Origin of the sequence: Spiroplasma endosymbiont of Tiphia femorata (assembly GCF_964020225.1) — a bacterium.
Taxonomy (GTDB): Bacteria; Bacillota_I; Bacilli_A; order Mycoplasmatales; family VBWQ01; genus Spiroplasma_E.
This window is the reverse complement of sequence record NZ_OZ026544.1, coordinates 1,233,766-1,248,504: the sequence shown is the minus strand read 5'-3', so window position 1 is coordinate 1,248,504 and position 14,739 is coordinate 1,233,766. Positions and strand designations below refer to the sequence as shown.

The following is a 14,739-nucleotide window of genomic DNA, read 5'->3' as shown; positions in this document are numbered from 1 at the left end:
TTTAAATATATTTTTGTACAAAATTAAAATTTAAATCTAAGTTATTAAACTTATTTCATTAGTTGTTATAATTGAAATATATTTAATATAATTTAGAGGGGTATTTATTATGGATTTTTATATTATACTTTGAATATTTTTAATATCATTAACTATTAATTTTATTTTCTTTATGATAGCTTTTATTTTTAAAACTGCTATTTTAACTGATATTATTTATTGTTTAAGTTTTATTTGTTTAAGTGTGATCATCGTTGCGTGAAAGCAAAATTTTAGTCCTGTCCAAATTTCGTTGTTTGTTCTTTATAATATTTGAGCTCTAAGATTAGGTAGTTTTTTATTATTAAAAATTATTAAACATAAGGTTGAATATCGTTTTGATAAAATTATTATTAATTTTTGAAAATTTAGTATTTTTTCAATTTTACAAGGAATTTCAGTTTTTATGATTAGTATTCCTACGGTTTTTGCATTAAGTCTTGATATTGTTTATTTTAATAGTACATTTAATAATTACTTACTTATTTTTATTATGCTTGCTATTTTATTTTTAGTTATTGAGACAATTGCAGATTGACAAAAGTTTAGATTTTCCTTAAAGAAAAAACATGATTTATTTTTTATTAATTATGGTTTATGAAAAGATTGTCGTCACCCTAATTATTTAGCAGAAATTGGGTTTTGATATATGATGACAGCATTGTTTATTTGTGATTTATTATTTAAAAATATTAATAGTGATATAAATTATTTATTTCATTTATTATGATTATTAAGTCCGTTGTATTTTAATGTTGTAGTAATTAATATTACCGACATACCAATATGAGAAGTAAAACAATGACAAAGGTTTCACTCTAATGAAGATTATTACAAATATTTAAATGAAACTAGTTGTGTAATGTGTTATATCGGTAAAAAAGTTCCAATTAATAAAGTGAAAAAATTAATATATAAAAAATAAGAACATATGTTCTTATTTTTTATATATTAATTTATTAAATTCTTTTTATTGCACTATTAACAAAATCTTCATTTGGATCAAATTTAGTTTCGTTATTAATATTTCATAATTTTTCTTGCTCTGTTTTAGTAACTTTATTAGGCATTTGTATATCAAGAATAACATGTAAGTCACCACGTTTACTACTATTAGGGTAATAGAATCCCTGATTTTTTAAAGTAATTTTGTCACCGTATTGTAGTCCTAATGGTAATTTATGTTTAATTATTCCTTCAAAGGTAGGAATCATAATAATATTTCCCAAAATAATATCTAAGTAAGATACTGGTAATTTAATATACATATCACTACCTTGACGATCTAAGAAAGCGTGTCGCTTAATATTAATACCAACAAATAAATCGCCTTGAGTACCACCATTATGACCAATTTTACCTTTACCTTTAATTCTAATTTGTTGACCATCAAAAATACTGCGAGGAATATCAAATTCTAATTTTTGATTTTCAATATAATAGCGATGTCCTTTGCATTTTAAACATTTTTGACGAATAATTTTACCAAGTCCTTGACATTGGTTGCAAACACCTTGATGTCTAAACATACCTAATGGTGATTGTTGAACATATTCAAGAACTCCTTTACCTTTACATTTATCACATGTACTAATATCATTAGGAGTTCTAGCACCAGTTTCTTTACAATCCTTACAAGCAACATCAATGTTAATACTAATGGTCATTTTTTTGCCAAAGAATACATCACGATAACTAATTTCAACTTTTGTTAGGATATTATCACCTGGTGTTTTACCATTATAGCGTTGTTGTTGTCTTCTATTAGCACCAAATAAGTCACCAAATAAGTCACCAAATGCCGAACTAAAGTCACCGAAACCAGAAGAACTACCAACTCCGGGCATATCATGACCAAATTGATCATATTTTGCTCTTTCATTAGTATCAGATAAAACTTGATAAGATTCACTTATTTCTTTAAATCGAGCTTCATCACCACCACTTGGTGAATCGGGATGATATTTTTTTGCAAGAGTACGAAACGCTTTCTTAATTTCATCTGGAGTAGCATTACGTGAAACTCCTAGAATTTCATAATAATCACGTTTTTTACTTGCCATTTTGTCCACCTCTAATTATTTTATTTAGTTGTTGCGTCAACATCAATAACATCATCACTTTTATTATCATCTTTTTTAATATGATCTGTTGGTTCTTGTTTTTGTTGGTTCATAAATTGTTGTGCAGCAGCAAATGCTTGTTTTAATTGTTCTAGTTTTTCTTTTAAATCATCATATTTTTTTTCATCTAGTGATTTTTGTAAGTCATCACGTAGTTTTTTCATTTCAGCAATTTGTGGATTTTCTGCTTCGCCTTCTTTTGCTGATTTAGTAACTTCAGCAGTCATTTTATCAATATCATAAATATAGGCTTGTGCTTGATTAGATAATTCAATTTCTTCTTTATGTTTTTCATCGTTTTCACGATTCTTTTCAGCATCTTGTACCATTTTTTCAATTTCGTCTTTACTTAAAGTACCACTATTGCTAATAGTAATTTTTTGTTCTTTATTAGTTTTTAGATCTTTAGCACTAACAGATACAATACCATTAACATCGATATCAAAAGTAACTTCAATTTGTGGAACACCTCTTGGTGCTGGTTCGATACCACTTAATTGGAAACGACCCAGTGAATGATTATCTTTGGCTAGTGGACGTTCTCCTTGTAAAACACTAATATCAACAGCGGGTTGATTATCTTCAGCAGTTGAAAAAACTTGTGACTTTTTAGTAGGAACAGTAGTATTACGAGAGATTAATGGCGTCATTACTCCTCCTAAAGTTTCAATACCTAATGATAAAGGAGTTACATCTAATAGTAAAACGTCAGTAACATCACCCGATAATACTCCTCCTTGAATAGCAGCACCTAAAGCTACTACTTCATCAGGGTTAACACCACGATGTGGTTCTTTACCAATTTCGTTTTTAATAACTTCTTGCACAGCTGGGATTCTTGTTGAACCACCAACTAAAATAACTTCATCAATTTCATTTTTGCTTAATTTAGCTTCTTTTAAGGCATCACGAACAGGAGCAATAGTTCTTTCAACTAGTGATTTTGTTAGTTCATTAAATTTGGCACGTGTTAATTTTTCATTTAAATGTAATGGACCTGAGGCATTCATTGAAATAAATGGTAATGAAATATCAGCTTGTACTACTCCTGATAAGTCTTTTTTTGCTTTTTCAGCAGCATCTTTTAAACGTTGCATTGCCATTTTATCTTTTGATAAGTCAACACCATTACTTTTTTTGAATTCACTAACTAAATGTTGAACAATTAAGGCATCAAAGTCGTCACCACCAAGTTTGTTATCACCACTAGTTGATAATACTTCAAATGTTCCACCTGCTAATTCTAGAACTGAAACGTCAAATGTTCCACCACCTAAGTCAAATACTAAAATTTTGTGATCTTTATCTTGTTTGTCTAAACCATAAGCGATGGCAGCAGCAGTTGGTTCGTTAATAATTCTTTCTACTTTTAATCCTGCAATAATTCCTGCATTTTTAGTAGCTTCACGTTGTTCATTGTTAAAGTAAGCAGGAACAGTAATAACTGCTTTTGATATTTTTTTACCTAATTTTGATTCAGCAAAAGTTTTAATAGTGCGTAAAATTTCTGCAGATACTTCTTCTGGTTTACGTGTTTTAGTAGCGGCTTTAACTGTTTCTTTAGTTCCCATAATTCTTTTAATTGAACTAACAGTATTATCTGGATCAGTAATAGCTTGACGTTTAGCAACTTCACCAACCATAATTTGACCATCTTTGTAAGCAACAACTGATGGTGTTGTTCTTCCACCTTCGGCATTTTCAATAACTTTTGGCTTATCACCTTCCATTACGGCAACACATGAATTAGTTGTTCCTAGATCGATTCCTAAAATGATTTCTTTATTTGTTGTTTTATTTGTAGACATAATATTTTCACTCCTTAATTTTTCTTTGTTTCTGTTTTTTCTTCTTTAGTTTGAAAAACTTTAACTTTAGTAGTGCTAATGACACGATTATGCAATTCATAACCATTAGCTATAACTTCAACAATAGTATTATTTTTTACATTTTGATAAGCATTGTTTGTATTATCATTAATAATTTCTACTGCCTCATGTTGGTGAGAATTAAATTGATCTCCAACTTTAGCAGTAATTTCTTTTAAACCTTCTTTACCAAGTGCTTTAATTAATTCTTCATAGATAAATTTAAAACCAACTAGGAAATTTTGAACAGCTGCATTATCAGTTTTAAAGTTTAGTGCTCGTTGGAAATTTAATAAAGTATGAACTAAATCTTTAATAATTTTTTGGTTAGCATATTTAATGTGTTCTTTATTTTGAATTTCTAATTCTTTAATGGTATTTAATCTAGTAGCTAGCATTAATTGCTTTTGTTGTGAATTAATTTTATTAAGTTCTGTTGTTAATTCTTTAATTTTTGTTTCTAATTCGATTTCTTTATTTAATGATATTTTTTCTTCTTCGACACTTACTGGTGTTTCAGTAACAGGAGTTGAAATAGTTGTATCTTTAGTTTCTGTTGCTGATACTTTATCAATGTTATCTTTTTTAGCTTTTGTCATTTTATCATCTCATTTCTATTTAAAGTTTTTAATCAATGTTTGATTAATCCAATTTAGAATTTCAGTTAGTTTTTCATATTCTAAACGTTTAGGTCCAACAATTGCAATTTGTCCTTGTTCACCATCATGAACTTTAAAAGTAGTAGTAATCATTGCCATATCGTTATTTTCATTACCCAGTTCTTCACCAATTTTAATTTGTAGTTGATTATTATTTAATTCATCAAAATACATTCATGGTGATTGTGATTCAATGAATTTAATAATTGTTTTAACCTTATTAATATCATTAAATTCAGGATTTTCTAACATATATTGAACACCGTGTGTTGTTGATAGTGGTCGTGAGAAATTAATTAAAGTGTTAACAAATCCTTGAATAATATATTCTGATTTTTGTACTTGTTGTTCAAGGATTGGTTTTAATAAATTTACTTTCTCACTAATTTCACTAATTTTAGTACCAATTAATCTGGTGTTAAAAATATCAATGGCAATTGATAAATCGGTTAATGATGTTTCTTGAATATTAAACATTTTGTTTTGAACATGACCATTACTAGTAATACAAATTGTTAAAGCATTATCATTACTAATCGGTATTAATTCAATTTTTTTTAAAGTATCTTCATTAATATTAGGACCAGTAACAATACTAATCAAATTAGTCATTTCACTTAAAATACTACTAGTTTTATTTAATACTTCGGTAATTACTAAGTTACGGTTATTAAATACTTCTGCTATTTTTTTCTTCAAGATTTCTAGTTCTTGATGTTCACCCATATTCATTAAATTATCAACATAATAGCGATAACCTTTTGTTGAAGGAATACGACCACTAGAGCTATGTGCTTTTTCTAATAATCCTAATGTTTCTAATTCAACACATTCATTACGAATAGTAGCACTAGAAAAATTAATATTGTTATTATTTTCTAAAATAGTTTTGCTACCAATTGGTAATCCTGTTTTAATATATTTTTCAACAATGATTTTTAAAATTTGTGATTGTCTGTTACTTAACATTGTTCACCACCTTTTTTAGCATTCATTAACATTGAATGCCAATACTTATATAATTATAACTGAGAGTGTAATAATATCAAGACTTAATTGAATTTTATTTTTTTACTGAGAATAAACATATTGTCTTTATTGATAGTAATTACCATTCGTTTGTGGGGTATTAGTTCTTCTTTAATAATAGCTTGTGCGATAATAGTTTCAATATAGTGTTGAATATAGCGTTTAATCGGTCGTGCGCCATATTCTTCATCATAAGCATCTTTTAGTATTTTATTAACTACTTCTGATTCATAAGATAATTGTAAATTTTTTTCTTGTCTTAATCGCAATAATAAAGTATCTAATTCTTTAATAATAATTTCTGTTATTACTTTTTTACTTAATGGATTGAAGATAACAATTTCATCAATTCGATTAATAAATTCTGGTCGAAATGATTTTTTTAAGATATTTAATGCTTGCTCTTTGCTGTTATCTTTACCACTTAATAGTTCTTGTGAACCAAGATTTGAAGTCATAATAATTATTGTGTTTTTAAAGTCAATTAAGAGACCATGACTGTCTGTAATTCTACCTTCATCAAGAATTTGTAATAAAATATTTAATACTTCAGGATGGGCTTTTTCGATTTCATCAAAAAGAATGATACTATAAGGATTTCTTCTTACTTTTTCGGTTAATTGTCCACCGTTTTCATAACCAACATAGCCAGGAGGTGAACCTAGTAATTTGCTAACTGCGTGTTTTTCCATAAATTCTGACATATCAATACGAACCATATTTTTTTCGCTATCAAATAAAATATCAGCTAAGGTTCTAGCAACTTCAGTTTTTCCAACACCGGTTGGACCCAAGAAAATAAATGAACCAATTGGGCGATTGGGATCTTTAATGCCAGCACGAGCTCTAATTAAAGCATCGCTTACCAACTGTAGGGCATTACTTTGACCTTTAATTCTCGTATTTAAAGTTAAGGGTAATTTTAATAATTTTTCTTTTTCAGTTGCTAATAAACGAGTAACAGGAATGCCAGTTCATTTTGCAACAACTTTTGCAATATCTTCACTAGTAACATCTTCGCGTAGTAAAGGATTATCTTTTTTTATATTTTCACTATCTTTAAGTTCTTTTTCTAAGTTGGGAATAATACTATATTGTAGTTCACCAGCTTTTGTAAAATTACCTGATAATTGATACAATTCTAATTCTGATTTAGCATTTTCTAATTTATTTTTTAAACTAGTAATATGGTCTAATGCTGACTTTTCTTTGATTCATTTATCTTCTAATTGTTGTAAAGTATTTTTTTTAGTTTTTAATTGTTTATCGACTTCAATTAGTCTTGTTTGCGAGTTTTCATCTTTTTCTTTGCTTAAGGCTGCTTGTTCAATTTTTAATTGTAAGACTTTTCTTCTTATATCATCTAAATCACTAGGAACCGAAGCAATTTCAGTTTTAATACTAGCACAAGCTTCATCAATTAAGTCAATTGCTTTATCAGGTAAGTAACGATCATTAATATATTTATTAGATAGATACACAGCTTCTCTTAATGCACTATCATGAATTTTTACACCATGATAAGCTTCAAAACGTTCTTTTAAACCACGTAAGATAGCAGTTGTATCTTCTGTTGTTGGTTCTTTAATAATCATCTTACGAAATCTTCGTTCAAGGGCTGCATCTTTTTCAATGTATTGACGATATTCGTCAAGTGTTGTGGCACCAATACAACGTAGTTCACCACGTGCTAACATTGGTTTTAGTAAATTAGAAGCATCCATTGAACCTTGTGTTCTACCAGCACCAACAATTAAATGTAGTTCATCAATAAATAAAATAATTTTTCCATTAGAATTTTTAATTTGGTTAATAACCGCTTTTAATCGTTCTTCAAACTCACCTTGGAATTTAGCGCCAGCAATTAGTGCTCCCATATCTAGTTCATAAATAATTTTATCTTTTAAGTTACTAGGAACATCACCACGAACAATACGTTGGGCTAAACCTTCAATAATAGCAGTCTTACCAATACCAGGTAAACCGATTAAGACGGGGTTGTTTTTAGTTTTTCGTGAGAGTATTTCTTCTACTTTACGAATATCTTCATCACGTCCAATAATAGGATCCATTTTTCCTGTTTTAGCTTGTACAATTAGATTACGAGCAAATTTATCAAGAATTTTAGGATCATTACTATAGTTAGGGATTTCATTTAATTGCATAATGTCACTCCTCTTTTTAGCACTATAATTACTTGATTGCTAATCATATTAATATACTAACAAATAAAATTAGCAGTTTCAAGTAGTAACTGCTAATTTTATATTTAATTGAATTAGGGATAAGTATTTTCAATTAAAGAAACTTAATATAATATTAATATTTGTGATAGATCTTGTAGGTATTTTAGATCTTAAATATATATTTCTCGTGTAAATAATATATATCATATTTTTAAAAGAATTGATATACTAATTACATAATTGCTAGATAAAAATAAATAATAGTAATTTAATAACTTTTAAATATTAAATTTATAAGGAAATATTATGAAACAATTTAAACAAAAATTAATTTTATTACTTAGTGCTAGCAGTTTATTAGTAACCTCAGTATTAAGTATTAGTTTTAATAATAAAAATCATCAAACTAGTAATAGTAAAGTTAGCGGCTTTCATATTACTGTTAAGTCATCAAATCGTAACTTAGTTAATAGTATTAAATCTTGAAATAATGATTCACAATATTTATATAATAATGTTAAAAGTACACCATTAAATGTTAATTTTGATAGTTATGATCAAATTATTAATAATGATTGAACACATAGTAATATTGAAACCAATGATATTATTAATGATCAAGGTTATAGTCAATTAAAAAGTATTATTAATGATAATAGTAGTTATTTTAAAAATGCACAAGGTTTTCTTACTGCGGGTGCTTTTGGTCATACTTTTAATGAAAAAAGTAATAATTTAATTTTACAATATCATCAAACAATTAAAGAAAGTATTGATGCAGGACTTTTTGCAACAATATATGAAGCAAGTGACATTAATACTTTAATGGAAGTTCCATATAATTTACAACCAAGTACTAATTTTCAAAAATCTAATTTTGAAACGCGTGCTAAAATATTTCCAATTGGACCATTTGCAAATACTAAGGATAGTTTTAGTAATGAAATATTTGTTTTTTATGTGCATCCTCCTTTTAAAAAATCAGGATTAGAAATTTCTATTAATAATGAAAACAGAGAAATGAAAAAAAATGTTAAAACTAATAGTAATAAAACTTTTGACTATGCTATTTTAAACCAAGATTATAGTAAAAATAAGCCCACTATATATAATGTTAAATGAAACGATAGTGATGGTAGTACTGTTTTAAGACAAGAAACACTTACTATTAATAGTTCTATGCCAGACATTCAAGTTATTAATGAAAAAGAAGTTAATTCTTCATTAATTCATCAATATTTTATTAATGATGAAAAAAATAGTAATTTACAAATGATTGCTTTTAGTCAAATTAAATCAGAAGCTGTTATTACTGCTAATGTTAGTGAAGATAAATGAATATATCAGCGTGTTGATGATAATCTTGTTCCACAAGAAGAAAAGGTAACACCTATTTCAAATCAACCATTAAAAACATATCAATCTGAAGATCATACTATTTATTTATTACAAAGAATAGTAAATGATAAAGTTGATAGTTCTTCAAGACAATATTTAAATATTTATAATATTAATCCTTTATCAACTAAGTTTTCTGGTTTTACTAATTTTGCTAATAGTCAATCTGGTATTGATTTTAATCAGTATTTACAAGAAACCACTAATATAGATTGTGCAATTGATGTACTAAATCCAGGTCAATTACGTTATTGATTATTGTTTTATGAGCACGATTTAATTACTCATTTATATGCTAATGTTAAACATGATGAAAAAAATAAAAATAACCCTTTTGCCTTACCAGAAATAAAACTAAAAACGACAACTTTAATTAATAATTGAAATATTATAATTATTGGTAGTACTTTTTTATTAGTTATTATTGCTATTCCAGTAGTTATAGCAATATTAAGAAGAAAGAAAATTAAAAAGTAAGCAGTTTGGGGTAAGTCTAGTCATTATAGATATAGTTTACTAAATTTTAAACATATAGATAGTATAAAAATTTATGTAATATTGATAAAAATAATTAAATTTTCTATACTAAATATAGAAAATATGATATTATTTTTTTAAAAATTAATATAAGTTTTAAACTCATTACTTATTCAAAAGTAAATGAGTTTTTTTTATTTTTTTTTAAAAAAGGAGAAGTTAATAACGACTTGATTAGAAGTAGAAAAGGCAATTGCAGATTTAGATGAAAGACAAAAAGATGAAACTAATTTTATATTAGTTGATAGTAATTATCATCCAGAAATGACTAAGAAAAAATACAAATACTGAAAAAAAATTAAAACAAAGCATTCAACAACAGCAAAAACATTAAAAATTATTTGTGCGTCTACTAAAGGACTTGTTAAGGGGGCTTATGAAGGGATTCCTGAAGGTGCTGTTAGAGGTACTATTATTGGTGCTGGTGGTGTTTTGGTTACAACTTTTTTTGTATCTCCACCTGCCGGCATTATTGTTGCAGGAGCTGCTGTTGCTGGTGGTGTTACTTATGCAGTTGTTAAAGGTAGTCATGTAGCTATTATAAAAGGAAAAGTAGCAGCAAAAAAATTTGATGAAAAGAAAAAAGTACAAAAACAAGATTTAGAAGAAGCACAAAAACACGCAATAAATTCTAATACAGATTTACAAAATAAAACAAAAACTAAATCAAAAAAATCAATTAATTTATAGGATAGGTAATTTTTAATTTCATTAAATTGTGGAAAACTATTTTTATTTTAAATTTTTGTATTAAAATAAGTGTTATTTAATAAATATAAATCTTATTTAATTATTGATAAAAGCATGTTAAAATTGTAAAGAATTATATTATAGAAGAGGATAAGTATGGAAAATAAAAACCAAGAAGTTAATTTTGAAAATAATAGTGAAAATACATTTCCAAGAACTAAGTTTTTGATAAGTGTTGGCTATTTAATAATACAAGTATTAATTCCAGGAATTATTCTTTTTTTTACTACTAGTACTGATTTTACTTTTACTTTTAAATTACCTTTTTGAATAATGGTACTTTCTAGTTTAAGTTTAATCATATTTACTTTTATTATAACCTTTATTACATATAAGTTAAAATTACATCAATTAGATCAATTTACATATAGTATTCCATTTGCTTTTGTTTTATCATTATTTTATTTGTCAGGATACTTTTTAACTCCTCAACAAATTTTAATACGTTTTATTATTTCAATCGCTGGTGCTGTTATTGGTATTTTTTTAACGAGTATTATTTTATTATTAGTATTAAGAAAAAAACAAAAAAAATCATATATTAAGTTATAATAAGTGATATAAATCTAAAAAAATAAAACGAAAAAAAGGCGCGTAATATATGTTACACACCTTTTTAAATATATGTTTTTTATTTACTGTATAAAAATTATTCAATATCTAATTCTCATACATTTGTAATTGTTCCAGCAAATAGTTTTTTATCAACTATTAATGATGAATATACTGAAGCATTTAATTCATATTTGTTTTTTACTTGACTAAAGCTTGAATCATGTTCATAAACATTATTATTATCAGTGGTAGCATATATTTTGTTATTTAAATCTTCTATTGATAAAGAAAAAATTTTACCATCTTTCAAATTAATTTTTTCTGTTATTTCATTTTTGATTAAATCATACTGATAAATTTTGTCTTCTGTTGCTAATATTAATTCAGTATCAGATAGTGCTTTAATATCAAAAATAATATTACTTTTATTTTTAAAATCATATTTTAATTTATGGGTTTTAGTTTCTAAATCAATTTCTCATAATTTTCCTTCACTAGTGCCAGCGTATGTTTTATTTTCTGTAATTTTAACTAGGGCATTTACATCACCTCAATCGTCAAAACGATATTTTTTAGTATTACCAGTATTAATATCTAATTCATAAACATTACCAATACCAGTACCAACATATAACTTATCTTTTGAACCTTCAATTAAAGTTTTAGAATCATACTTATCACCAAATCCAATGAATTTCTTTTCTGCAGTTTCAGTTTCTAAATCAATTTCTCAAATTGTATTTGTTATTGTACCAACATATACTTTACCATTTGATGCTTTAATTAAACTATTTATACGTTCTTCATTTAATTGATATTTATTGATTTTTGTATTATTAGTAAAATCAATCTCTCAAATATTTCCGTTCTCTGTTGCAGCAAATATTATACTATCTGAGATTTGAAGAAATTTATTTATTTTTCCATCATTTAATTTATATTTATTAGAAATTTGACCTTCACCTATGATAATTGTTAGATTAGTAGTTAAATTTTTAAATGAATCATAATTATAATTAATTTTTGCATCAATAGAACCACTAACTATGAAGTCTTCATCTTTTAAATCAATTTCTTTATTATTAGTAATTTTGTTTAATGAAAATAAATTATTTTTAAAAGAATTTTTAATTTCAGAAATTAATGAATTTTTAATAAATTCATTAATTGAATCATTTAATTCCATTACTGAACTTTGAAAATTAACTTTTTTTGTATATTTTGTTTCATTAATAGCATCAACAATTTTTTCAGAAGAAGCATTAATATTAATTATTAATAAAGTTTCTTTATTTTTAATTTCTCCATAATTAAAAATGATCTTAGCATTAATTATACCTCATTTATCTAAATCTTCTTGTTTTAAATCTTCTCCATTATTAATAATTTTATTAAATTTAAAATCTTCGAATTTAAAAGCATTTTTAATATCATTATTTTTTATTTCATTTTTAATAAATTCAGATTTATTAATTTTTTTATTGATAGATTCTAAGCTATCTTTCATTGTTATATTAACTGTATATGTAGTTTCACTAATAGCATCAACAATTTGTTTATCTGAATATTTTACACTGATTTTTAAATCAACAAATTGATTTTTAATTTTTCCATAATTATAATTAATTTTTGCATTAATAAGTCCTATTTTTTTAAAATCATTATTATTAATGTCTTCATTTTTTTCATTTATAATTTTATTTAATGAAAATAAATCATTATTAAAATTTTTTTGATTAATTTCATCTAATGAATTTTTAATAAATTCTGAACTAATGTTTGTTTTTAATTCATCTATAGTACTATTAATTATAATATTATCAAGTGAATAATTAGTTTGATTAATTGCATTTACTATTTTTTGATCATTATTTTTTTGTTTTTCTTTTATTGCACATGATGCAATACTTAAAGACATTGGTAATACAACAGTTAATACACCAACTGTTGCTAGCATTTTTTTGTAACTTAATTTTCTTTTCATCTTTCATCACTCCAAAGTGTTATTATATTTCTTTTATATTTGAATTTCAACACTTAAAAAGGAATGAGTTAAATTGAATATCAATTATATTTTCATTCCTAAATAATGTTTTAATGTTTTAATTTACTATTGATCAGTTTACATTAGTTTTAATTTATATTGATTTGTTGAAGATTTTTTTTGTGAATTTAGTGAATTTGCTTCTTTTTTTATTGAAGAAAAATCTTGAATTTTATTTACTTTTTTCTTGATTTTATATCCTTGTTTCAATATTTGATATTCTGGTCTAGATTTTACATAATTACTACCTTTATCAACAATATATTTGCCACCTTTAGCAATTACAATACCACCAGCAGTTGCTTCTAATGTATTCATTAATGATGCTTCTGGATTTAATATTGCATTTAATACACCAGCACCAGCACCACAAATTAATGATGTTCCAACTTTAGTTTTATTTTTATCTTTATGTTTTATGGATTTTTTAATTTGATAACCCGCTATTCCTCCGGCTACAGCACCAATCGCAATGTCGGTAACAGGTAGTGGATTTGTTCATGAAAGACCATCAATTGCTCCTAATCCAGCACCCAATCCACCAAAAATCATTGGTAAATAATCAATTGTTTCATTAACGATATTTTTATCTTTAGCCATTTCTTTTAATCTTCCTTTCTAAAAACAAAAAAACTCATTTACTTTTTAACAAGTAATGAGTTAAAAACTTATATTAAGTTTAGAAAAATAATATCATAATTTTAATAATAATTATAAAAAAATATTAATTACATAATTCAGTGTAGATTAATTATAGTTACATTAATTATTAAATATTAAAGATATATTTTTTATTTTCTTTTTTTAGTAATTTTTATATTTAAATTATGTGTATAATTCTAAATTTTGTATTGCTTTTAATAAAAAATACTTTATAATATTTAAGACTGTTTATGCAGTTTCAACCGCTCTACTTTAGGTTAACAAGTGATTTATTCCACCTATAAGGCGAGTCTAAACTGGAGGTAATAAGAAAAATGTTTGTAGTTATTCAAACAGGAGGAAAACAAATTAATGTTTCCTATGGTCAAGAAATTTTTGTTGAAAAACTTGTTGGCAAAGCTAAAGATAAAATTATTTTTGACAAAATATTGATGATTGATCAACAATTCGGTAAACCTTTCCTAAAAGGTGCTGAAGTTCATGGTGAGATTATTAAACAAGATAAATCAAAAAAGATTCGAGTGTTTAAATATAAACCTAAGAAAAATTCAAAAACAATGTATGGACACCGTCAGCCATATACAAAGGTATTAATTACTGATATTTTACTTGCTGGTAAAAGTCTTGTTGATAAGAAGGCAGAACAATCAAAACCAGTAATTAAAGATGAAGTAAAAAAAGAAGTAATTTCTGAAGTAGTAACTCCTATTATTAAAGAGCCAAAATCAGTAGTTAGTAAAGTAAAAAAAGAACTTACAAAAGAAAAAGTTGTTAAAACTAAATCAGTTGTTAAGGATAATATTACAGAACCAGATAACACTAAAACTGTTGTTAGTGAAGGTAATTTAAAAACTATTTTTGATCATAAAAATATGACTGTTAAAGTTG

Annotated in this window: 11 protein-coding genes, 1 pseudogene and 1 other annotated feature; of the genes and pseudogenes, 5 read left to right on the top strand and 7 right to left on the bottom strand. The window is 25.4% G+C overall.

Going from position 1 to position 14,739, the window contains the following annotated elements:
* Window positions 1-109 precede the first annotated feature (109 nt).
* Window positions 110-964: a DUF1295 domain-containing protein gene (locus tag AACK83_RS07660; RefSeq protein ID WP_338957504.1), complete on the top strand. Its 855-nt coding sequence runs from the start codon at window positions 110-112 to the stop codon at window positions 962-964.
* Between the two features lie 34 nt (window positions 965-998).
* On the opposite strand, the gene AACK83_RS07655 is transcribed toward AACK83_RS07660, so the two are convergent.
* The 5 genes from AACK83_RS07655 to AACK83_RS07635 form a co-directional block, all read right to left on the bottom strand.
* Window positions 999-2,102, bottom strand: a complete 1,104-nt coding sequence (locus AACK83_RS07655; protein ID WP_338957501.1) for a DnaJ C-terminal domain-containing protein — start codon at window positions 2,100-2,102, stop codon at window positions 999-1,001.
* A gap of 20 nt (window positions 2,103-2,122) precedes the next feature.
* Window positions 2,123-3,970 carry a molecular chaperone DnaK gene (gene dnaK / locus AACK83_RS07650; protein ID WP_174481222.1) on the bottom strand — a complete coding sequence of 616 codons (1,848 nt, stop codon included), beginning with the start codon at window positions 3,968-3,970 and terminating at the stop codon, window positions 2,123-2,125.
* 14 nt (window positions 3,971-3,984) lie between these two features.
* Window positions 3,985-4,629 carry a nucleotide exchange factor GrpE gene (locus tag AACK83_RS07645; protein WP_338957498.1) on the bottom strand — a complete coding sequence of 215 codons (645 nt, stop codon included), beginning with the start codon at window positions 4,627-4,629 and terminating at the stop codon, window positions 3,985-3,987.
* Window positions 4,630-4,644: 15 nt separating this feature from the next.
* The gene (gene hrcA / locus AACK83_RS07640; RefSeq protein ID WP_252320996.1) at window positions 4,645-5,658 is read right to left on the bottom strand and encodes a heat-inducible transcriptional repressor HrcA; all 1,014 of its coding nucleotides are present in this window, start codon (window positions 5,656-5,658) and stop codon (window positions 4,645-4,647) included.
* An 83-nt stretch (window positions 5,659-5,741) separates the two neighbouring features.
* A complete protein-coding gene (locus tag AACK83_RS07635; RefSeq protein ID WP_252320599.1) occupies window positions 5,742-7,883 on the bottom strand; it encodes an ATP-dependent Clp protease ATP-binding subunit in 2,142 nt (713 codons plus the stop codon).
* Window positions 7,884-8,210: 327 nt separating this feature from the next.
* On the opposite strand from AACK83_RS07635, the gene AACK83_RS07630 reads away from it, so the two are divergent.
* The 3 genes from AACK83_RS07630 (at window position 8,211) to AACK83_RS07620 (ending at window position 11,141) form a co-directional block, all read left to right on the top strand.
* Window positions 8,211-9,779, top strand: coding sequence for a hypothetical protein (locus AACK83_RS07630; protein ID WP_338957492.1), 1,569 nt, complete (start codon window positions 8,211-8,213; stop codon window positions 9,777-9,779).
* A 183-nt stretch (window positions 9,780-9,962) separates the two neighbouring features.
* Window positions 9,963-10,529 (top strand): hypothetical protein, encoded by a 567-nt coding sequence (locus tag AACK83_RS07625; RefSeq protein ID WP_338957490.1) that lies wholly within the window; start codon window positions 9,963-9,965, stop codon window positions 10,527-10,529.
* Between the two features lie 156 nt (window positions 10,530-10,685).
* The gene (locus tag AACK83_RS07620; protein WP_338957489.1) at window positions 10,686-11,141 is read left to right on the top strand and encodes a DxFTY motif-containing membrane protein; all 456 of its coding nucleotides are present in this window, start codon (window positions 10,686-10,688) and stop codon (window positions 11,139-11,141) included.
* A 97-nt stretch (window positions 11,142-11,238) separates the two neighbouring features.
* Here the strand turns inward: AACK83_RS07620 and AACK83_RS07615 are convergent, their stop codons facing one another.
* Together AACK83_RS07615 and AACK83_RS07610 are read right to left on the bottom strand one after the other, a co-directional pair.
* Window positions 11,239-13,128, bottom strand: a complete 1,890-nt coding sequence (locus AACK83_RS07615; protein WP_338957487.1) for a hypothetical protein — start codon at window positions 13,126-13,128, stop codon at window positions 11,239-11,241.
* A 138-nt stretch (window positions 13,129-13,266) separates the two neighbouring features.
* Window positions 13,267-13,788, bottom strand: coding sequence for a hypothetical protein (locus AACK83_RS07610; RefSeq protein WP_338957485.1), 522 nt, complete (start codon window positions 13,786-13,788; stop codon window positions 13,267-13,269).
* A 293-nt stretch (window positions 13,789-14,081) separates the two neighbouring features.
* Window positions 14,082-14,154, top strand: a sequence feature (ribosomal protein L21 leader region).
* 11 nt (window positions 14,155-14,165) lie between these two features.
* On the opposite strand from AACK83_RS07610, the pseudogene rplU reads away from it, so the two are divergent.
* A pseudogene (rplU, locus tag AACK83_RS10640) lies at window positions 14,166-14,456 on the top strand (50S ribosomal protein L21); the annotation flags it as partial.
* Window positions 14,457-14,739: the final 283 nt, after the last annotated feature.